The 19,867-nt window shown below is 61.4% G+C and carries 18 protein-coding genes; 6 read left to right on the top strand and 12 right to left on the bottom strand.

The window, feature by feature from the left end; genetic code table 11:
* Positions 1 to 212: 212 nt before the first annotated feature.
* Positions 213 to 3,206, bottom strand: coding sequence for an NAD-glutamate dehydrogenase domain-containing protein (locus ACI3L3_RS01520; protein WP_404843323.1), 2,994 nt, complete (start codon positions 3,204 to 3,206; stop codon positions 213 to 215).
* A 152-nt stretch (positions 3,207 to 3,358) separates the two neighbouring features.
* Here ACI3L3_RS01520 and ACI3L3_RS01525 point away from each other — a divergent pair, with 152 nt between their 5' ends.
* The 3 genes from ACI3L3_RS01525 to ACI3L3_RS01535 are packed head-to-tail and all read left to right on the top strand — an operon-like array spanning position 3,359 to position 5,564.
* Positions 3,359 to 3,853, top strand: coding sequence for a MarR family winged helix-turn-helix transcriptional regulator (locus tag ACI3L3_RS01525; RefSeq protein ID WP_404843324.1), 495 nt, complete (start codon positions 3,359 to 3,361; stop codon positions 3,851 to 3,853).
* Entirely contained in the window at positions 3,850 to 4,593 is a 744-nt protein-coding gene (locus tag ACI3L3_RS01530) for a DUF429 domain-containing protein (RefSeq protein WP_404843325.1), read from the top strand. Before ACI3L3_RS01525 ends, ACI3L3_RS01530 begins: the two co-directional genes overlap by 4 nt.
* Positions 4,593 to 5,564: a 4Fe-4S binding protein gene (locus ACI3L3_RS01535; RefSeq protein ID WP_404843326.1), complete on the top strand. Its 972-nt coding sequence runs from the start codon at positions 4,593 to 4,595 to the stop codon at positions 5,562 to 5,564. The genes ACI3L3_RS01530 and ACI3L3_RS01535 overlap by 1 nt, the downstream gene beginning before the upstream one ends.
* 9 nt (positions 5,565 to 5,573) lie before the next feature.
* On the opposite strand, the gene ACI3L3_RS01540 is transcribed toward ACI3L3_RS01535, so the two are convergent.
* The 3 genes from ACI3L3_RS01540 to ACI3L3_RS01550 form a co-directional block, all read right to left on the bottom strand.
* Complete coding sequence (locus ACI3L3_RS01540) at positions 5,574 to 6,182, bottom strand: chemotaxis protein CheW (RefSeq protein WP_404843327.1); 609 nt, start codon at positions 6,180 to 6,182, stop codon at positions 5,574 to 5,576.
* Between the two features lie 50 nt (positions 6,183 to 6,232).
* On the bottom strand, positions 6,233 to 8,737 hold the full coding sequence (locus ACI3L3_RS01545) for a glycogen/starch/alpha-glucan phosphorylase (RefSeq protein ID WP_404843328.1): 2,505 nt from the start codon (positions 8,735 to 8,737) through the stop codon (positions 6,233 to 6,235).
* Between the two features lie 306 nt (positions 8,738 to 9,043).
* On the bottom strand, positions 9,044 to 9,604 hold the full coding sequence (locus ACI3L3_RS01550; RefSeq protein WP_404843329.1) for a hypothetical protein: 561 nt from the start codon (positions 9,602 to 9,604) through the stop codon (positions 9,044 to 9,046).
* 131 nt (positions 9,605 to 9,735) lie between these two features.
* Here ACI3L3_RS01550 and ACI3L3_RS01555 point away from each other — a divergent pair, with 131 nt between their 5' ends.
* Positions 9,736 to 10,506 (top strand): YkgJ family cysteine cluster protein, encoded by a 771-nt coding sequence (locus ACI3L3_RS01555; RefSeq protein ID WP_404843330.1) that lies wholly within the window; start codon positions 9,736 to 9,738, stop codon positions 10,504 to 10,506.
* The gene (rfaE2, locus tag ACI3L3_RS01560) at positions 10,506 to 11,012 is read left to right on the top strand and encodes a D-glycero-beta-D-manno-heptose 1-phosphate adenylyltransferase (protein WP_404843331.1); all 507 of its coding nucleotides are present in this window, start codon (positions 10,506 to 10,508) and stop codon (positions 11,010 to 11,012) included. The genes ACI3L3_RS01555 and rfaE2 overlap by 1 nt, the downstream gene beginning before the upstream one ends.
* Positions 11,013 to 11,600: 588 nt before the next feature.
* On the opposite strand, the gene dnaA is transcribed toward rfaE2, so the two are convergent.
* From dnaA to ACI3L3_RS01600, 8 genes are all read right to left on the bottom strand, one after another.
* Complete coding sequence (gene dnaA / locus ACI3L3_RS01565; RefSeq protein ID WP_404843332.1) at positions 11,601 to 13,139, bottom strand: chromosomal replication initiator protein DnaA; 1,539 nt, start codon at positions 13,137 to 13,139, stop codon at positions 11,601 to 11,603.
* 559 nt (positions 13,140 to 13,698) lie between these two features.
* Positions 13,699 to 13,929, bottom strand: coding sequence for a hypothetical protein (locus tag ACI3L3_RS01570; RefSeq protein WP_404843333.1), 231 nt, complete (start codon positions 13,927 to 13,929; stop codon positions 13,699 to 13,701).
* 8 nt (positions 13,930 to 13,937) lie between these two features.
* Positions 13,938 to 14,612: an FAD-dependent thymidylate synthase gene (gene thyX, locus ACI3L3_RS01575; protein ID WP_404843334.1), complete on the bottom strand. Its 675-nt coding sequence runs from the start codon at positions 14,610 to 14,612 to the stop codon at positions 13,938 to 13,940.
* Between the two features lie 34 nt (positions 14,613 to 14,646).
* Complete coding sequence (gene ruvB, locus ACI3L3_RS01580) at positions 14,647 to 15,615, bottom strand: Holliday junction branch migration DNA helicase RuvB (RefSeq protein WP_404843335.1); 969 nt, start codon at positions 15,613 to 15,615, stop codon at positions 14,647 to 14,649.
* Positions 15,616 to 16,230, bottom strand: coding sequence for a Holliday junction branch migration protein RuvA (gene ruvA, locus ACI3L3_RS01585; RefSeq protein WP_404843336.1), 615 nt, complete (start codon positions 16,228 to 16,230; stop codon positions 15,616 to 15,618). It lies immediately after the preceding gene.
* Position 16,231: 1 nt separating this feature from the next.
* Complete coding sequence (gene ruvC / locus ACI3L3_RS01590) at positions 16,232 to 16,744, bottom strand: crossover junction endodeoxyribonuclease RuvC (protein WP_404843337.1); 513 nt, start codon at positions 16,742 to 16,744, stop codon at positions 16,232 to 16,234.
* Positions 16,745 to 16,757: 13 nt separating this feature from the next.
* Positions 16,758 to 17,507 (bottom strand): YebC/PmpR family DNA-binding transcriptional regulator, encoded by a 750-nt coding sequence (locus ACI3L3_RS01595; RefSeq protein ID WP_404843338.1) that lies wholly within the window; start codon positions 17,505 to 17,507, stop codon positions 16,758 to 16,760.
* Positions 17,508 to 17,595: 88 nt separating this feature from the next.
* Positions 17,596 to 18,195: an RlmE family RNA methyltransferase gene (locus ACI3L3_RS01600; protein ID WP_404843339.1), complete on the bottom strand. Its 600-nt coding sequence runs from the start codon at positions 18,193 to 18,195 to the stop codon at positions 17,596 to 17,598.
* A gap of 77 nt (positions 18,196 to 18,272) precedes the next feature.
* Between ACI3L3_RS01600 and ACI3L3_RS01605 the strand changes: the two genes are divergently transcribed.
* Complete coding sequence (locus ACI3L3_RS01605; RefSeq protein WP_404843340.1) at positions 18,273 to 19,820, top strand: glycosyltransferase; 1,548 nt, start codon at positions 18,273 to 18,275, stop codon at positions 19,818 to 19,820.
* The last annotated feature ends 47 nt before the right edge of the window (positions 19,821 to 19,867 follow it).

Here is a 19,867-nt window from a genome sequence, read left to right on the forward strand (position 1 = left end):
GCCGCCGGGCCGCGCCGGGCACGCCATGCGGCGGGATTTCTACCAATGATTACGCCATGTAACACATAACGCACCGGAGAGGGAACAGACAATACGCCCATTCCACCCTCCGGTGCATTCTTTTTCAGTACAGCGCCCCAAACAGGCGCGGTGCATGCCGCGCCGCACACCGAATCACGCTGATGCAGGCTGATTGCGAAGCGCCGTGGCCGTTAGTGCAGCCCAAGCAGCCGCTCCGTCATGTAGCGGCACCCGGCCTGCGCAACGATGTCGCGCAGTTCCTCGCGGTCCTGCACTGCGGCGTGGTCCAGATGCTGAATGTGCTCATACATCCGGCGCTCCTGCTGTAAATAGAGCTGCACGGCCTCGCCCACATCGCGAATCTCACTGATGCGCGGCAACCAGCCAAGCCCCTCGGCGTACACGATACGCGACGCCGCATATGCCGCCACCATGGCCTGCAAATGCCCCTCGGGAATCCGCGAGAAGATGCGGTCCGCGTACTTCTGCGAAAGCACGGCGGGACAATACTCCAGCACCAGCTTGCGCAGTTCAGGGTCGGCGTGAATGGTGCGCCCCATGCGCAGGCCCGCGGCAAGTTGGTCGGCTATGGTGTTGATTTCCTTGGACAGCTCCATGGTCAGCGCGGTGAGGGGCTTGCAGGCGCCGCAGCGCTTATACTCCCGCAGCATCATGCGCGCCTCGCTACGGGCGCGCAGCCGCAGAATGTCCAGCACCTGCTGCACGTATTCTTCCTTGATGGCGAGGAACTCCTCTTCGCTAAGAGTCAGCCCGGCCAGAATCTCGTAGGATGAGCAGATAACGCCGGTCTTGTTGGCGCTGGCCCCGTGCATGATGAGCACGCCATGGTCCTGCAAATGCGCCCGCGCTCCGGGCGAGAGGAAGATGTTCGCGCCCTCGACAATAGCCTTGGCCGAGGGGCGCCCGTCCGGGAGCAGGAACTCGTTCCAGTTGGCGTCGTTGATGGTATCCGGCCGCCCACCGGAGGGGATGAAGATATCCGCCTCGGCGGTGTTGTGCAGACTGTCGCGCATGCGGACGCCCTCGGGTGTATCCGTCCCGGCTACGGCGGCCTTGCCGCCCTTCAGCTTGGCGGGGTCGAACTCGCGGATACCCCGGTTCTCGGCAATGAGCCGCCGGAGTTCGCCGTGGTCCAGACCTGTGGGGTCAAAGGCCGCGCCGTGCCCGTCCGTTACCCCCACAATGCGCGCATTTTCGCCGTACTGGTCCATCAGCAGCAGCATGGCGTTGCCCGCCACGTCGCCGCGCGGGCCGCCCGTAAACTTCACGCGGAAGCTGTCGCGATGCGGATCTATGCCCAAAACGCCCAACATCTCCTCCGCAAAGACGATAACGCCAATGGAGGTGACGCCGTATTCCTTGTGGTTGATGCCCGATGAGGGCTTGGAACTCATAAACGCCGCCGGCCAGCGGAACCCGCGCTTGCGGGCGCGCGCGACTATCCACTCGATGTGCGAGGGCGAGATGTGCTCGTCCGGGCCAAGGTAGATAATCTCGCCGCGCTTTAAGTAGTCCACCACGCCGGGCAGGGTGAAGGAGCCTTCGCCCGTGTCCCCTGGCATGACGATGATGTCGAGCATGGCGTCCACCGCGGCCTTCACCGCAAGGTCAATGTCGCCGCGCGGCCCAAGGAGCAAAACGGCCTTTGACCCGCCCTCGGGGATGTCCTTGTTCTTGTGCTGCTGCGAGCGCGCAAGGGCCGTGACTTCGGCAAACAGGCGGTTGGATTCCAGCTCGAAGTTTTCCTGACTGCGGGTGGTGACCACGCGCACGCCGCCACGCGCCATTTCGCGGTAGCGCACGTGGAAGCCCTGAAAATGCGCGCCGTGGAAGAAAAAGAACCCGTAGGGCTTGTCGTCGCTCTCCGCCACACCGCGCAGGGGCGGCAGGTGGTCGAGAATGTCCGGGTCCATACGGAAAGACAGCGCGAAACGGTTGGGCAGATAGTAGTTGGTGCGCAGAGTGTGCATGATGAAAAGTTCCATCACCCGGAAGGTATCCTGCACCACTTCGTCCGAAACGCCGGACAGGTAGGCGTGCAGGTCCGTCAGGCGGGCGTCGCAGTGGGCAAGGCGCTCCTCGTCGTTGGGATTGAAGCGGGCCTCGAAGCAGTCCAGTAGCTGCTGGGCGGCATCGGGATGCGCCAGCACGCTATGGATAATGTTGTGCGCGGTGTAGGCGTACAGGTCCTTGCCCAGCAGAAACTGATGCGCAAATTCCGTTGCCGCGTGCAGGAACATCACCTGCGAAATGCTCCACCCGCGCTGGTCTGCGAACCACTCCAGTACGTGCCCGCCCGCGTACCATTTCACGCGGCTTAGCTGGCTCTCCAGCGCCTCCCATGAGGCCTTGTGATGCAGGGGCGCGCTGTCGCACGCGGTGAGATAGAAGCTGAAAATGCCAAACGGCTCCACCGGCGTATCGTAAATATCGCCGTATGCACGCTCCACCTTGCAGCCGCAGCGCACCATAAGGCGCACCATTTCCTGAATGATGCCGCGTTTGGGCGGTGAGGTCATGGCAACCATGATGCGGGTTTCACCGGAGTAGACTTCGTCCTCGCGGTAGACCAGCACCCTGTCGCCATCGCTGACATCCTTGTAGACCTGAAAGTGCCGCACGGCGCGGTCCACTTCAAACTTATCCACGCAGTCGCCCGTAGCCGTCGCGAGGAATTCCTCAAAGGCGGGGATCTCATCCTGGGGCAACAGGTCAGCCTTGCGAAGTTCTTCCATGGCGGCGGCAAAGGCCGCGCCGTGGCGGTCCACGGTCTGTTGGGGGGACATGATGAAGGTATCCAGCCGCAGCAGGTCGTCCTTGCTGGCATACATGCGGGCGTTGAGGATGGTATCCTCGGCCAGCTCATCCAGCGCGGCCATGAGTTTGGCGGGCTCGCCGCCAGGAGAGATGTACGTCACCTTCGTCCCGCAGGGACTCTTGAGGGCGAGGGCGTGGCGATCGGTGGTGATATCCGCCGATATAAGGCCCTGAATGTGCCGAATCTGCTCCGCCGTGTCGTGCGTGCGGAAGTAGTAGTGCGGCATATTCTGCTGAAACCACGGCACAATGGACCGGGCGCGCTCCGTGAGGCCCTGTGTTACCAATTGCGCGATATCGCCCGTCTCTCCACCTGTAACACCGGAAACAGAAGAAGCGTCAGTCACGTCTCATCCTCCAGAGTCTTGCGGTATTGGAAGGGACCGGATTCATTCATTGTATTCTCACATCAAAGCAGGAATAACAACCTCCGCGCTGTTGACGGAAACCATTAGGCTCCTTACATTATAGCCCATCCTAATCACGTGATGGAGTTGTCATGTCCGACTACGACGCAACCACAAAATTCGACGCACTGATGTCGCTGTTCGCCATGCTGCCCGGCCGGGATACCGCCGCCGTGCAGGCGGTGGTGGAACTTATGGAAACCGCCTCGGCCATGGCCCGCTGCCTTGAGGACCGCTTTTTCAAGGGCGCCATTTCCGAAGGACGCTTCACCGTCCTCGCCCTGCTTTTTGATGCCCCAAATGGCGGCATGACGCCATCGGAGTTGGCCTCCGGTGCCGGAGTCACCCGCGCCACCATGACCGGCCTGCTGGACGGGCTGGAGCGCGAGGGGCACGTTATGCGCCAAAAATTCGCCGGCGACCGCCGCAAGCTCACCGTGCAGCTCACGCAGGCAGGGCAACAGTTCCTTATGGACGTCTTGCCAAACCTCTACGAACTCATGGACTCCATCGGCGAAGCCCTGCCCGTTTCGCGCCGCGACATCATGACCACGCTGCTCACCCGCATGCGTCAGGCCATAGCATGATTGCAGGCGTGGACGGCACGCGGGACGGCTGGGTGGTGGCCTTTGCCGATGGCTGGCCCTGCCCGTCTGTGCCCCGCATGCACCTTGCCGCAACCTTTGCGGAGGTCGTCACGCTCACTGCGGACTGTGACGCCGTGGCCGTGGATATGCCCCTTGGCCTGCCTTCACGCGGAGACGTCCGCCTCTGCGACGAGCTGGCGCGCAAGGAACTTGCCGCACGCTCCGGGCCGGACGTCAAAGCCGGCTCCCGCGTTTTTCTCGCCCCGCCGCGCGAGGCCGTCTATGGGCACGGGGGCAGCCCAAAGAACTTTCAGACCCTGCACCGCGAGCACCGCGGCGTTGGCGCGGGGCTTCCCGTCTGGGGCATTGTCCCCAAGCTCATTGAAGCCGACGAAGCCCTCTGCGCCCAGCCCGCCCTGCAGGACCGCATTGTGGAGTGCCACCCGGAGCTTGCCTTTGCGCGCCTTGCGGGGCAGGTGCTGCCGTCCAAACACGCCGCGCCGGGCGTTATGCAGCGCATGGCGCTGCTCAGCCGCCACATTGCCGGATTTCACGACATCGCGCTTTCTGGCGCCTTTCGCAGCGCGACGGTCGATGACATACTCGACGCACTCGTCTGCCTGTCCACTGCCGCCTATCTGGCGACGGAGGCAGACATTTCTTCACCTCAATCGCGCAGGCTCCCTTCCCAAAGCGTCCCGCGCGACGCACGCGGCCTGCGAATGGAGATCTGGTTCTGATGACCTTTACCGAACTCCTTGAAAAGCTCCCGGTACGGCGCTCCACCATCGCCTACCTGCGGGAGGCCGACACCATTCCCGGCTATACGTGGCTGGAGAAACTCCACGGCTACATCTATGGCCGGTGGTGCTATTTTTACATAGGCGTGGGCACGGGCCAGCACCCGCTGACAAAACTGGCGCGCCCGCTTGTTTGGCTTATGGACAAGCTCTACCCCCTGCACCCCGAGGAAGGCACCGGCATGTCCGGGCGCTTTTCGTGGGCGGACTCCTACCACGGCAAGGCCGTGCCGCTGGATGATGCCGTCAAGCTGGTGCAGGTGGGGCGCGATATTGAAATCCGCGACCTTGAGCACGTCATCCCCTACAACAAGGCGCGCGACATCGTCCTGCGCAACCCGGACCACATCATCGCCCTTGATTGCCCCTGCCGCGAGCTGCGCGAGAATCCGTGCACGCCCATTGATGTGTGCCTCATTGTTGGCGAGCCGTTTGCCAGCTTTATCGCAGAGCACCATCCCAGCAAATCGCGCTGGATAACGCCCGACGAAGCCGTGGACATCCTCAGGGCCGAAGACGAGCGCGGGCACGTCCACCATGTGTTCTTTAAGGAAGCCATGCTGGAGCGCTATTACGCCATCTGCAACTGCTGCAGCTGCTGCTGCGGAGCCATGCAGGCCCAGCGCAACGGCGTTCAGATGCTGTGTTCGTCAGGATTTCTCGCCGCCGTGGACACGGCGGCGTGCGTGGGATGTGGGCTGTGCACCGACTATTGCCAGTTCAGCGCCCTGTCCGTGGCGGACAAGACCGCCCATGTGGACGCCGAAAAGTGCATGGGCTGCGGCGTCTGCATCAGCAAATGCCCCAAGGACGCCCTCAGCCTGCACAAGGCGCAAGACAAGCCGGAGCCGCTCAAGATAGAACAGCTGCTTCACGACGCCTCGCGCCACAGTACGCCGCCCGTGCATTAGGGCGGCGCGTCACGATTGGGGCGTCTGCGCCTGAGCGCCCTCACCTGCGGATTCAGACTCGGCTGCCGGAGCTTCCAGCGGCCGGGTCTCTTCTTTTTGCGTTGCCTCGGCCGCGGCCTCCATGGGACCTGTGGCGTCGGCAAGGCGCACCGCCTGCAACTCCTCGGCGGAGAAGACCGTGTCGATATCCAGCAGCATGATGAACTGCTCATCCTGCTTGGACATGCCGCTGATGAAATTGGTGTCGATGGTTGTGCCCATGCGCGGCGGCGCCTTGATTTCATCCGGCGTCAGCTCAATAACCTCGCGCACGGAGTCCGCCAGCGCGCCAAGGATCAGCTCGTCCCCGTCAAGACGCACTTCCATAATGATGATGCAGGTATTCACGGTGTATTCCGTGGCGGACATGCCAAACTTCAGGCGCATATCCACCACCGGCACCGCGTTGCCGCGCAGGTTGATAACCCCGCTCAAGAAGTCCGGCGTCCGCGGAATGCGCGTCACCTCCTGCACTTCCAGCACCTCTCGCACCTTGGAAATGTCCAAGGCGTACAGTTCCCCGGCCAAGACAAAGCTCAGGTACTGGCCCGAAGCCCCCTGTTCCTGCTGCTGTGCCATACAACCCCCTCCGGCGGCTGTCGCCGCCAAGTCACGGTTCGTCTCAACCGTTAACGCCGCTTGCCATTTTGCACGGGCTGGGCGTGCCAAATTTCCTCTGCGTACTGGCGGATGGTTCTATCACTGGAAAAGTGCCCCATGCCCGCCGCGTTGAGGATAGACCGCCGGGTCCACTCCTCCCGGTCCATGTACAACTCCGCCACACGGGTTTGCGCGTCGATGTAGGAGCGGTAGTCCGCCATCACCATGTACTTGTCGCCATTCTCCAGCCACGAGTCCGTAATGGGCCGGAAGATGTCCTTCTCACGCGGGGAGAAGAAGCCATCGCGAATCATGTTCACGGCCTCGCGTAGCTGGGAATCCTCTTCATAGTATCGTCTGGGAGTATACCCTTTTTCCACCAACGCGGCGACCTCTGGCGTATGCATGCCGAATATGAAGAACAAGTCCTCGCCAATCTCCTGCGCCATCTCCACGGTGGCCCCGTCCATGGTGCCGATGGTCAGCGCGCCATTGAGGGCAAACTTCATATTACCCGTGCCCGACGCCTCGGTCCCGGCAGTGGATATCTGCTCGGACAAATCCGTAGCCGGAATAATCTTTTCCGCGTTGGAGACGCAGTAGTTCGGCACAAACCCCACCCGCAGCAGGGAGTTGGTGTCCGGGTCGCTATTCACCACCGCTCCCACCGCGTGGATGAGGCGGATGGTCAGCTTGGCCATGGTGTACGACGGGGCCGCCTTGCCACCAAAGATGACCATGCGCGGCACGCATCCCAGCGGGCACACGTTGGGCGGCGTCTTTTTCAGCGTGTTGTACAGCGTAATGACGTGCAGCACGTTGAGCAGTTGGCGCTTGTATTCGTGGATGCGCTTCACGTGCACGTCAAACAGAAACTCCGGCGGCGCCAGCACCCGCGCACGCGGCAGCATATAGCGCGACAGGCGCTCCTTGTTCCGCTGCTTCACCTCGTGCCAGCGGCGGCGGAATTCCGCGTCCTCGGCAAGGGGTTTGAGCTTCACCAGCTTTCCAAGGTTGGTCACCCAGTCCGGACCAATGGCCTCGGTAATGAGCGCCGACATGTCCGGGTTGGCCTGCCGCACCCAGCGGCGCGGCGTCACGCCGTTGGTCATGTTCACAAAACGCCGTGGGAACAGCCGGTAAAAGTCCTTAAACACGCGCGTACGCAGCAGGTCCGTATGCAGGGCGCTCACGCCGTTGACCTTGTGGCTGCCCACAAGGGCCAAGTGCGCCATCCGCACCCGCCGGCCATGCTGTTCGTCAATGAGCGACATCCGCTCCAGCATGTCGTCATCGCCCGGATATTGGATGCGCACGGTTTCCAGGAAACGCGCGTTAATCTCGTAGATGATTTCCATATGCCGGGGCAGCACGCGCTCCAGCGTTTCCACCGGCCAGTGCTCAAGCGCCTCGGGCAGCAAGGTATGGTTGGTGTACGAGAACGTACTCACGCACACGCGCCACGCCTCGTCCCAGTCCAACCCTTCCTCATCCACCAGCACACGCATCATCTCCGGAATGGCAATGGCGGGGTGGGTGTCGTTCAACTGCACGGCAACCCGGTGCGGCATGGCCGCAATGCCGCCCTCCTGCTTGCGCGAGCGCCGCACGATGTCCTTGATCGTCGCGGCCACAAAGAAATACTGCTGCTTCAGCCGCAGCACCTGCCCCTCAACGCGCGAGTCGTCGGGGTAGAGCACCTTGGAGATATTTTCGCTGACGGCCTTGTCCTGCACGGAGCCAATGTAGTCGCCCGCCTGAAAGTCCTCCAAGCCAAACTCGCGGCTGGCCTTGGCCGCCCACAGGCGCATGTTGATGACCACACCGTTCTTGTACCCCGGCACCAGCATATCGCACGCCACGGCCAGCACATGCTCTGCGCCCACCCACACGCGCTGCTCATGCCCCTGCTCGTCCGTCAGCACGCGCACGTAGCCGCCAAACTGCACCGGATACAAGAACTCCTCCCGCTCGAATATCCACGGACTGCCAAAGCGCATCCAGTTGTCCGGGCGCTCCACTTGCCGCCCGTTTTCAATCAACTGCCAAAAGATGCCAAATTCGTAGCGGATGCCGTAGCCGTACGCCGCGTAGCCCTTGGTCGCCAGCGAATCCATAAAGCATGAGGCCAGCCGCCCAAGACCGCCGTTGCCAAGCCCGGCGTCCCACTCCATTTCTTCCAGTTCTTCCATGCTCAGGCCGTAGTCATCGGCCACAGCCTTGGCCTCGTCCTCCAGCCCCAAGCACAGAATCGTATTCTTCAGCGACCGGCCCACCAAAAATTCCAGCGACAAATAGTACACACGCTTGGCGTCGCTCTCATAGTAGGCCCGCTGGGTTGCAATCCACTGCTCGGCAAGGCGCTCGCGCAGCGCAAAAGCCATCCCCTTATACACATCTCGCGAATTGGCGCGGTCCGCATCGGCTCCGGTGTAGCAGACGATATAGCGGCGCACGGCCTCCCGCAGGTCAAACGAACCCTTCTCGGGTGCCCGATTGCTCCCCGGCTGGTCCTGTGGCTGCTTCAAGCTCATAGTGCCTCCACTGGCGGTGTACGGTTGTTTCATAAACAGGTTCCCACTCTCCTTTGTGCACCGCCGTGCGAACTTCTGCAACCCCTCCGCCGCGTTTTCCCCTCTTCCCCGCGTCGAATTCACGGCCCCCGCTTCCGTGCCTGCCAGCCCACTCACACGCCGCTACTGCGCCCCCGCCCTGCGTAGCGCCCCGGACCTGCTGTCGTGTCTGCCGCCACCTTCCCCCCCGGACTTTCAGCATAAAAAAGCGCCGCCGGAATATTCCGGCGGCGCTCAAAAAGGCCACAACGCTCTGTGCAGAGGCGCTTACCCGTGCAGAGTCTCGTGGATGTCGGCCATCACCGAAGACAGCATATCCACAAGCGCGGACGACGCCATTTCCTCAATGGTCCCCCGCGTCGGCAGGTCCTGACGGTCCCACTGGCCAGCATAGGTTTTATCAAGGACGACTTCCTTGCCGCGCTGGACCACCACATGGAGCGTCATCTGCATCGTATGGTGCACGCCGTCCACGTCCAGCACCGCGCGCAGCACCTCGCCACCAATGTTCACCTCCGGCGCAAAGGGCGAGTCCGGGGCGTCCTGCGTCACCGTAAAGCTGCGTGCTTCAAGCTCGTCGCACAGCGCCTGCGTCACCCACTTGGCCACGTCCTTGTCGGTTTCCAGCGCCTTGCCGTCCTTCACAACAAAGGCGGGCGTGGGACGTGCGTCCTCAAAGCCATGCAGGCCCACAACGCCATCGCATTTCGGGCTCCAGCGGTCGGCATCGTACCCAAGGCGTACCGGGCCACTGCCCGCGCATCCCGCAAGCAGAAGCATCGCCGCAACGGTCACAAGCGCGCTCAAACGCGCGAGTCGATTCCACATATGTCTATCTCCGTATTTTCAGGTTTGCCGCAGGCTAGCCAAGTGCCCGCCGAAGAGCAACCCCGCACCTTGCTTGACATCGCCGTCACAGCGTGGGATTCCCCCATGCAACAGCCAAACTGGAGAATGCAATGTCCGATCTTGATGCAACTCAGCAATTTCTCGAAAGTCTTCCGGAACTCAAAAAAGGGCAACGGTTCTCCTTTGCCTGCCATCCCGGCGTCCCCTGCTTCAACGCCTGTTGCAGCGACCTGAACCTGATGCTCACCCCCTATGACGTTCTGCGTCTGCGCACCGCCCTCGGCCTCAGCAGTCAGGAATTCATTCAGGATTACACCGTCTTTACCATGGCCGCCGACACCGGCTTCCCCCTCTTCCGCCTGCGTATGTGTGACGACTCCCGCAAGAGCTGTCCCTTCGTGCGCCCCGAAGGCTGTTCCATCTACCCGGACCGCCCCGGCGCGTGCCGCACCTATCCCCTCGGACGGGCGACCCGCATCGGCGACGACGGCTCCATCTCCGAACGCTTCTTCATCGTTCGCGAGCCGCATTGCAAAGGCTTTCAGGAAGAACAAAACTGGGTCTCCGGCGAATGGCTCAGCGACCAAGGGCTCGTCACCTACAACGAGAACAACGACCGCTACATGCAGCTCCTCGCCCGCCAAAAGGACAAAGCCGAGCCCATTCAGGCCGGGCAAAGCAATATGGTCGCCCTCGCCCTCTATCAGCAGGACAACTTTCTGCGCTTCATCTCCGATACCGGCCTCCTCGGACGCCTTGATATGGACGACGAACGCAAACAGGCCATCCTCACCGACGAGGAAGCACGCCTGCACTTTGCCATAGACTGGCTGGAACTCGTCCTCTTCGGTGAAAACGACTCCCTGAAGGTGCTCCGCTAATGATTCGCGCCGTCACCCCCGTCACCAGCAAAATTCTCGCCCGCGACAGCGTGCAGGACGCCCTGCGCCCCCTGCATGATACCGCAAGCATCGTCTTCACCAACGGCTGCTTTGACATTCTGCACGCCGGGCACGCCGACCTGCTGGCACGCGCACGCGCTCACGGCGATATTCTCGTCATAGGCGTCAATGCCGACGAATCCATCCAGCGCCTCAAAGGCCCAACGCGCCCCCTCAACGCCCTCCAAGACCGACTCTTCGTCCTCGCCTCACTCGAATGCGTGGACTACGTCGTGCCCTTCACAGAGGATACGCCCTACACCCTCATTCAGGACGTGCAACCCAATATCCTCATCAAAGGCGGCGACTGGAGCGTAGAAAACATCGTCGGACGCGATATCGTCGAAGCTACAGGCGGCACCGTCCTCTCCCTGCCCCTCAAACCCGGATTCTCCACCACAGGACTCATCAAAAAAGTCCTCACCACCTGCACCGACGAAGCCTAAAGGGCGCCACAACCTGCATACAAAAAGGCCGAAGCGAAAGCTTCGGCCTTTTTGTTAGCGGGAGAGGCAGGCAAAGAGGAAGAGTGCCTCCGGCTGCTCAAGGGTATGATACCCTTGAGAATCCCCAGGATTATTTGAACGGAAGCCGTTCAAATAATTTGGGTTTGGTAGGTAGAAATGAGGTTGGAGTGATTGGCGAGGCCTGGCGAAGGGGATGATATGGGAGAAAGGGAGAATTCGCAGAAGCACGCGGGGCAGCTTGCCCCACAGGGCCCCACGTCCCCCATCTTCCCCACAACAGGGATCCTCACCGCTCTTCTCACTCCACCAACGCCCACCCCCCAAAAAATCTCCCCATCCACACGAACGGGAGCCACACAGGGGTGACGACTGTCCCAGACAAAAGCACCCGGCCTGTGCGCACATGGGATTTTTAAGGGCCCACGGCCCTTAAACCTGCGGAGCACACTCTTCTCTTCGCCTCCTCTTCTTCTGTCCGCCCTACGCCAACGCCACAGCGCATGTCCAAAAAAAGGCCCGCTACGATGAGCGGGCCTTTTTGGTGGCGTTGTTGGACGGGGGTGGTGTTTAGAACGACTTGATGCGTTCCACCACGGTGTCGAGCTGCCGTCCGAGGGGGGTCTGGAGGGAGATTTCACGTTCCACGTTGGTGATGCCCTTGAGAACGGTGGAGTGGCGGCGGTTGAACTGGCTGCCAATCTGCTTCAGACCGAGGTCGGTGTACTTCCTTGCGAGGAAGAAGGCGGTGTTTCGTGCCATGACGATATTCCGCTTACGGCTCTTGGAGGCGAGCTGCTCGTTGGTGAGGTCGAAGCTGGAGCAGATGTACTTAACGATCTTCTGAAGCCCAATGGAGCGGGAGTCGTTGGTGACCGTGTAGTTCTGCAGCACTTCGGCGGCGAGGTCCATGGTGATGTGCTCACCGAGGAGCCGGGCTTTGAGCACGAGGTTCTGAATACAGCTTTCGATCTGTCGCACGTCGTCGCGGAGGTTATCCGCGAGGTATTCGGACACGTCTCCGGGGAGCACGACCTGATGCAGGCGGGCTTTGGAGTCGAGAATACGGCGACGGGTGTCGAAGTCGGGGGCGTCGATGGTTGCGAGGAACCCGGCGCACATACGCGAGGCCAACTGCGAGTCCACGTCCTTCAACTCACGGGGGAGGAAGGAGCTGGACATGACGACTTTACAGCCGCGGTTTTCGAGGGCGTTGAGGGTAGCGAGCATTTCATCCTGCGCCACCTGACGGCCCTGCAGAAAGTGGACGTCTTCGAGCAGGAGGACGTCGAGGCTGTCGCGATACTGGTTCTTAAAGCGTTCGACTTCCTTGGCCTTGATGGCAAGGATGAGCTGTCTGGTGAACTCTTCGGCGGTGGCGTAGCCAATGCGCACGTTGTCGCGATTGGAGTGTCCGGCGACCTGCGAGCCGATGGCGTGAAGCAGGTGCGTTTTGCCGAGGCCGGGGCCGGAGTTCAGGAACAGCTGATGCGTGGCCAGCTGATCGCGGCAAATGCCGCTGGCGGCGGCAAAGGCCAACTGATTACAGGGACCGACGATAAAATCATTGAACTGAAAGCGCCAGTTGCTGAAACTGACGGGTTTGGGCGCGGCCGGGGTGAGATTGGGCAGGCCAATCTGCACGGGGCGAGCGGGCGCCTTTCGCGGGGTCCTCTGCGGGGCCTGCGGCTCTGCATGCTGCTGCGGCTGCTGGGACGGCTGAGGCTGCGCGTGCTTTGGTTCCGGCTGCGACTGGGCGGCGGACACGGCGGCGGCCACGGTTGTGGCAGCGGCTTCGGAGGGCGCGCCTCTGGACGTCATGACGGGTCGCACGCCACTATGCTCGACGATGTCGCGATTCTTTCGGCGGTCCCTCTGGCGCACCTTGATGTCCACTTTAGGTCGTCTTCCGAGGACCTGAGTGGCGGCGTCTGCGATGACGTCGGTCAGCCTGTCCCCAATCCAGGAGGCCACGAAGCTGTTGGGCGCCAGCAACGTCAGAACACGATCGGAGACCTCGGCTTCAAGGGGTTTAATCCATACCTTGAACGTGCCGGGTCCGGTCGTTTTAGCGAGTATATCAGTTATTTGAGCCCAAGCTTCAGACATGAACTGTGTCCTAGTCAGGTTTCGAGAAAACGGCAACGAGTGATACTATCGCGTTGCACTTGAGTGACAACGCATGTTCTCCCCACGTACTGCCTCTTCCAAGTTGCCGTTTATATTCACAAATTTTGAAATCCACCAGAATCGGCCGTTTTCAGCCACCTCTTTTGAGGTGGCGCGGATAAAGGACCGAGAGATGACTTCACTTTTTTATCAACAGCGGTGGAAAACTTTTTCCACACCCTGCTCTGCGTTATCCGGCGAATTTCTCAGAAATTAAATCTTTTTCTCTGGTGCTACGGTGAAAATGTCAGCATTTCACCAAAAAATTCCTTGACAACGCCCTCCGGCCCCTTCGTGAGACCTTCTGGAGCCTTGCCCTCGTCAACAGGCGGGCGAAGATACACCCTGATGCCCCGCAAGACAACCGGAAATCATAGCAAAAACACGGCTGAGGGGAGGAATTGCACAGGCAAATCCCCTCAGCACAGATGTGGCGCGACTCCTCGGGTTCCGGGCGTCCGGTTGTTCCCGATTTCACGCGAAAAATAGGGCGTAGACCCTAACCGGCGTCCGGTTGCGGCGTGTCCTTCAACTCATCCGGATAGTCCTCATGCGAGTAGAGCTTCCACACCGCTTCGGGTGCGCCAAGCTCGATGAGCGTTTTTGCTATGGACTGCCCGCCGGCCCACCAGCGGTAGGCCTCGTCGCAGTCTCGGGGGATGATGAGCACGCCGTCATCGGTGATGTAGGGCTGTGCTCCCCCGGTGGGTGTCTCGTGAGCCGTCGTCATGGTCTGTTTTACTCCACGTCTCCGGCCAGTTGCCGGAACTTCTCGATATCACGGGAAAATTTCTCCCGCAAGTCATCGAACACGACGGGCACGCGCCGTGCGAATTCGTCCAGCAGCGGCAGCATGACTTCGCGAATCTGCGGATGCGCGGCGCCATCGCAGCGCAGCTTGAACACGTGGCGCCATTCGCGCAGGTTTGCGGTCATGACGATTTCGGTCTTGAGGCTGTTGGGCAGGACGGAGCGGGCCTCCTGCGCCTTGGCGCCCTTGTCGATGAGGTCCAGATACAGGCGTTCGGCCTGCTCCATGGCCTCATACCACAGGCGGTAGGCTTCGGAGTCCTCGTCCCAAAACACAGGCTTTACGACGGTGATTTCGTTGCCGAACTTGTCCTTGGAGTAGTTGGCGTAGCGCGTGCTCTCCTGACTGAACGCGGCGATGCGGTGCCGCACCAGCTCGTGGGTGACGCCCCTGTCGCACACAAAGCGCACCGTGGCCGAGCCGTGCTCGATGACGCTCTCGTGCCCGCTGGCGATGATGCGCCGCACGAACTTGCGCGCGGAATCCGAGGTAATCTTGTCCTCGGACTTGTAGCAGGTGCGCCCTGCGGCCTCGATGTTGCGGATCATTTCCTCGCCGTCGGGCAGGAACATGATGTCGAAGGAAGGTCGTACGATCTTCATGCGTCGGGGAGTCCTATCGTAAAGTTAAAACGTTCTAGCTTTGGAAAAGTTTCATGTGCGTGTAGGCCTTGGCCGAGGCCACACGACCGCGCGGGGTCCGCTTCAAAAAACCGCACTGGATGAGATACGGCTCGTAGATGTCCTCGATAGTGCGCACCTCTTCGGAGCACGCCACGGCAAGGGGCTTCACGCCAACGGGCCCGCCCCCGTAATGGTTGATAATGGTCGAGAGGATTTTGCGGTCCATGTAGTCCAGCCCCTGCTCGTCCACATCCATCCGGGTCAACGCCTTTTCGGCGATGTCGGTATCAATGGAACCGCCGCCGTCCACCATGGCGAAGTCGCGCACGCGGCGCAGCAGACGGTTGGCGATACGCGGCGTGCCGCGGGAGCGGCGGCCAATGATGTAGGCCCCCTCCTCGGAGATGCCAACACCCAGAATACGCGCGGAGCGCTGCACCACGCGGGCCAGCTCCTCGGGCGAATAAAATTCCAGACGGTTGATCACGCCAAAGCGGTCACGCAGGGGCGACGTCAGCAGACCGATGCGCGTGGTCGCTCCTACAAGGGTGAAGGGCTCAAGGTCAATCTTCACCGTCCGCGCGCCCGGCCCCTGCCCGATGACGAGGTCCAGCTTAAAGTCCTCCATGGCGGGATAGAGCACTTCCTCCACAGCGGCGGGCATGCGGTGAATTTCGTCAATGAACAAAATATCGTAGCGGCCAAGGTTGGTCAGAATGGCCGCGAGATCGCCACTGCGCTCCAGCACGGGACCGGAGGTGGAGACAAGGTTCACGCCAAGCTCGGACGCGATAATCTGCGCGAGGGTCGTCTTGCCAAGGCCGGGGCTGCCGTAGAGCAGCGTATGGTCCATGGCCTGCCCACGCTCTCGCGCGGCACTGATGAACACGCGCAGGTTGGCCCGCAGGTCCTCCTGCCCGATGAATTCATCAATCCCCCGTGGGCGGATGGTTTCATCAAGGGTGCATGGGTCTTGAGACATCTAGTTCGCCTTGCTTTGAGAAATGGCCTTCAGCGCCTCGCGAAGTGCCTCGCCGACATCCAATCCCGGCTTCTCGGCAAAGACTTGTTCAAGCACCTCGCGCGCTTCGCCATCCTCATACCCCAGATTGGTCAATCCGGCCAGAGCGTCTCGGAACACGGCAACACTGCGGCCGTCCATGTCGGGCATGGTCTGAGCGAGCTCTGCTGTGGCTTCCAGCTTGTACTTCAGCTCCACAAAAATGCGCTGGGCGCTCTTTTTGCCGATGCCGGGCACGTTGACGAGGGGCGTGTAGTCATCGGAGATGACAATGCGCCGCAGGTCGTCCGGGCCATACTGCGAGAGAATGGCCAGTGCCAGCTTGGGGCCAACCTTGGTGATGGCGAGAAGCGTCTCAAAGGTGGTCTTTTCGTCCCACGTGGCAAAGCCGTACAGCTCAATGGCGTCCTCACGCACAATGGTGTGGACGAAGAACTCCACTTCGGCGCCGGTGGCACCAAGGGCGGCAATGCCGGGAACGGTAAGACCGATGTGGTAGCCTACGCCGCCAGAGGTCAGCACCACACAGGCGCTGTCGGTCTTGGCGACGATGGTCCCCTTGACGAATGCAATCATCCTAAACTCCGGCCAGCCGCCGCATGCGGCGCATGTTGAGATGACAAATGGCAATGCCGAGGGCGTCACTTGCGTCCTCCGCCCATCCGGAATTGCGCACGCCAAGGACCTGCGCCACCATGAAGGCGACCTGCGCCTTGTCCGCGCGCCCGGTGCCCACAAGGCTCTGCTTGACCTTGGTCGGCTCGTAGGCGGAGACGGGCAGTCCGCCCACGGCGCACGCCGCAATGGCCGCGCCGCGCGCCTGCCCCAGCTTCAGGGCGCTCATGGTGTTCTTGGAGACGAACACATTCTCAATGGCGGCCTCGTGCGGGCGGTGCGTCTCGATGAGTCCGGCCAGCGCGCTGTAGATGCGGCCCAGACGCTCTCCAAGGTCCTTCACGGAAGCCACGCGTATGGTTCCGGCTTCAATAAGCTGGGCGCAACCCGAGATCTCGCGTACCAGTCCGTAGCCTGTTACGCGGGATCCCGGATCGATTCCGAGCACGATGGTCTCGCCGGATGTTTCACCCATATGTGTCACCTGACTAGCCAGCGTATTCCTCGAAGGCTTCGTCGGGCACGTTGGCGTTGTGGTGGACCTTCTGCACGTCGTCGTGGTCTTCCAGCAGCTCCAGCAACTTGATGAGCTTCACGCCCTGAGCGGTGTCCAGATCAATGTTGTTCTGGGCAAGCATGGAGACTTCGGCGCTGGTGGGGTTCATGCCTGCGGTTTCAAAGCCGGCCTGCACGTCGGAGAAGTCCTCGGGGGCGGTGCGCACTTCCCATGCGTCATCGTCGTCGCGGATGTCGTCCGCGCCGGCCTCAAGGCCCACTTCCATGACCTGCTCTTCGGAGTAGGTTTCCTTGTCGAAGTACAGGGTGCCCTTCTTCTCAAACATCCACGCAACACAGCCAGCTTCGCCCATGTTGCCGTTGTTGCGGGAGAGAATGTGGCGGATTTCGGCGACGGTACGGTTCTTGTTGTCCGTCGCGGCGTCCACGAGCAGAGCGACGCCACCGGGACCGTAGCCCTCGTACATCACTTCAAACATTTCGCCGCCATCAAGCTCGCCGGTACCCTTCTTGATGGCGTTTTCGATCTTGTCCTTGGGCAGGTTCACGGACTTGGCGGCCTGCACGGCAGCACGGAGGCGGGCGTTGGTTTCAATGTCGCCACCGCCATCCTTGGCGGCGATGATGATTTCCTTGGCGGCCTTGGTGAAGGCCTTGCCGCGCTTGGCGTCCTGACGGCCCTTGCGGTGCATGATATTATGCCATTTACTATGTCCAGCCATATTGTCCTCCGGCTCCTTTGTCCAAATTGTAGTCTTGAAAAAACGACACGACCCGCCCACCCCGTGCAGGAGCCAGGCGGCGCGTCCCTTACTCGGTCAGTCCTTTGAAGCCCATGCCGACGAAGAAGATTTCCTTGGATTCGGCACGGGAGCTTTTGGGCTTGAAGGTCTTCATGGTGTCAAAGTAGATTCGAAGCGTCTTGCCGTAGGCGGCTTCGTCCGGCCCCTGAAACACCTTGACCACGAAGTGCCCGCCCTTTACCAAGGTTTTACAGGCCACGGCAAGGGCTTCCTCGGCGAGATTCATGGACCGCGCCTGGTCGGTGAACTTATGCCCCGTGGTTTTGGGGGCCATGTCGGAGATCACCATATCGAAGGGACCAACGGCCTCAATCTCGGCTTCAAACTCCGGCGTGCGTTCAAAAACGTCTTCCTGATGGAAGGCCACATTGGGCGGGAAGGCCGTTTCCGTGTTCTGAATGTCGGCGGAAAGGACATATCCCTTCTCCCCCACCTTTTCGGCGGCGAAGAGCGTCCACGACCCCGGAGCAGCGCCAAGGTCCATGACCTTCTGCCCGGGTTTGAACAGCTTAAAGCGCTTGTCCAGCTCCTTGAGCTTATAGACTGAGCGCGCGGGATAGTTGTCCTTTTTTGCTTTAAGGAAATAATGGTCGCGGTACTTTTTCATGATGGTATCGCCTGAAGTGTGTCATCTTTTATCAGGGGCAGCGCCCCTGCACAAGCCGACGGAGAGCCGACAGTCCCATGCCGCATCGCCCCAAGCGTCCTCGCATCCAGACGGAACTCGGCAAAATGCAGACGCCACCTGACGGGGCGCGGCATATCGCGCACTTGCCCGGAAAGGGCGACGTGCTCATTCTCGGGGCCGGACCGGACCCGGCAACTGTTGCGGGGATGCTCCCGGCGGGAAAGGCCGTATACGTCATTGAGGCCCATCTGTTCAAGTCGCAGATGTCCGGGGACCCAAAACGCTCCATCCCCCCGCACTGGCGGGAGATTGCTCCCGAATCACTCACCGACGACGCCCTGCGGGACGCGGATATTTTTCTCTATCGCCCCGGTTTGCGGCATTTTCCATCCTTTTTTGGCCCGCTTGTCGCCCGGTGCCGCTGGCTCAAGACCTTGGACTCCGGCATTCCGGAACTGCGGCGCTACGCCATCCTGCCCGGCAATGAAGACAGCCTGCTCATCCCCGAACTTCTTGACGCCTTTGAGCGTACGGGACTGAAAACGCGGCGCGTGCATCCCAAGCAGGCGGGCTCGCTCATGCCCCACCTGCTCCAGCGCGAGCGCCCGGCGCTGTTCTTCAGCGTCAATTTCAGCGGATTTGATCCGTACGGCGAACTGTTCCACCTGCTGCGCGCGGCGGACGTGCCTGTCGCCACATGGTGCGTGGACAATCCCTTCCACCTGATAAGCGGCCTACGCTCGCCCTTCTGGCGCGAGATGCCCATCTTCGTCACCGACGCCTCCTTCATCCCGCTGCTGCACGACCACGGCGCAGAGCAGGTCTTCCACCTGCCCCTTGCGGCGTGGCCGGAGCACGCCGCCCCAACCGCGGACGCCGCCCCGAACTTTGCCGTAGAGGGCCGGCTCACCTTTGTCGGCCGCTCGGCGTTCCCGAACAAGGGCAAATTTTTCGCCGGATGCCGCGTGGATGAAGCCCTTAGCGCCGCAGCGCAGGCTATGCTCCGCGCGGGCCAGCGTCCAGATTTCTCGTGGTGGGTCGAGCAGACGAAAACCTCTCCCCTCTGGCCCGGCAACGCCGTGCGAAACGCCGGATTCGGCGCGGAAGCCGCCAGCCGCCAGCGACGCATCATGAGCCTGCAACACGCGGCCACGGGGCTGCCGCTCGTGGTCTTCGGCGACAGCGCGTGGAAGGAGCACTTGCCACAGGGCACGGATATCCGCTCCGGAGTGGACTATTACACTGAGCTTCCCGGCATTTACCGCCAAAGCGCGTGGAACCTCAACGTGACGAGTCTGCTCCTGCCCGCAGGCCTGACCCAGCGACACTTTGACGTCTGGGCGGCTGGCGGATTCCTGCTCACGGACGACACACCGGGGCTGGACATCTTCCCCGATGAACTCACGCGTGAAATCACCTTTGCCGCGCCCGGCGACATTCCAGAGCTCGCCAAACGCCTCGCCCCGGACACCACCCTGCGCAAGGACCTTGCCGCCGCATGGCGCCGCCATATCCTCGACCAACACACCTACGGCCACCGCGTGCGCCGCGTGCTGGATATCCTCGGCATCGATTCCAGCCCCACCCCAAGCCCCATTCCCTAGCCCCAGCCCCCACAGCACACAAAATTTCCCCTTGCATCCCGCTGCGA

The organism is Desulfobaculum sp. SPO524, from assembly GCF_044987625.1.
In the GTDB taxonomy this organism is placed as follows: Bacteria; Desulfobacterota; Desulfovibrionia; order Desulfovibrionales; family Desulfovibrionaceae; genus Desulfobaculum.

Coding starts and splice junctions, on each gene's coding strand:
- ruvA (WP_404843336.1), bottom strand. CDS start 16,230: ATGATTGCATTCGTCAAGGGGACCATCGTCGCCAAGACCGACAGCGCC.
- rfaE2 (WP_404843331.1), top strand. CDS start 10,506: ATGATTCGCGCCGTCACCCCCGTCACCAGCAAAATTCTCGCCCGCGAC.
- thyX (WP_404843334.1), bottom strand. CDS start 14,612: ATGAAGATCGTACGACCTTCCTTCGACATCATGTTCCTGCCCGACGGC.
- ACI3L3_RS01535 (WP_404843326.1), top strand. CDS start 4,593: ATGACCTTTACCGAACTCCTTGAAAAGCTCCCGGTACGGCGCTCCACC.
- ACI3L3_RS01545 (WP_404843328.1), bottom strand. CDS start 8,737: ATGAGCTTGAAGCAGCCACAGGACCAGCCGGGGAGCAATCGGGCACCC.
- ACI3L3_RS01525 (WP_404843324.1), top strand. CDS start 3,359: ATGTCCGACTACGACGCAACCACAAAATTCGACGCACTGATGTCGCTG.
- dnaA (WP_404843332.1), bottom strand. CDS start 13,139: ATGTCTGAAGCTTGGGCTCAAATAACTGATATACTCGCTAAAACGACC.
- ACI3L3_RS01595 (WP_404843338.1), bottom strand. CDS start 17,507: ATGGCTGGACATAGTAAATGGCATAATATCATGCACCGCAAGGGCCGT.
- ACI3L3_RS01530 (WP_404843325.1), top strand. CDS start 3,850: ATGATTGCAGGCGTGGACGGCACGCGGGACGGCTGGGTGGTGGCCTTT.
- ACI3L3_RS01550 (WP_404843329.1), bottom strand. CDS start 9,604: ATGTGGAATCGACTCGCGCGTTTGAGCGCGCTTGTGACCGTTGCGGCG.
- ruvC (WP_404843337.1), bottom strand. CDS start 16,744: ATGGGTGAAACATCCGGCGAGACCATCGTGCTCGGAATCGATCCGGGA.
- ACI3L3_RS01570 (WP_404843333.1), bottom strand. CDS start 13,929: ATGACGACGGCTCACGAGACACCCACCGGGGGAGCACAGCCCTACATC.
- ruvB (WP_404843335.1), bottom strand. CDS start 15,615: ATGTCTCAAGACCCATGCACCCTTGATGAAACCATCCGCCCACGGGGG.
- ACI3L3_RS01605 (WP_404843340.1), top strand. CDS start 18,273: ATGCCGCATCGCCCCAAGCGTCCTCGCATCCAGACGGAACTCGGCAAA.
- ACI3L3_RS01540 (WP_404843327.1), bottom strand. CDS start 6,182: ATGGCACAGCAGCAGGAACAGGGGGCTTCGGGCCAGTACCTGAGCTTT.
- ACI3L3_RS01555 (WP_404843330.1), top strand. CDS start 9,736: ATGTCCGATCTTGATGCAACTCAGCAATTTCTCGAAAGTCTTCCGGAA.
- ACI3L3_RS01600 (WP_404843339.1), bottom strand. CDS start 18,195: ATGAAAAAGTACCGCGACCATTATTTCCTTAAAGCAAAAAAGGACAAC.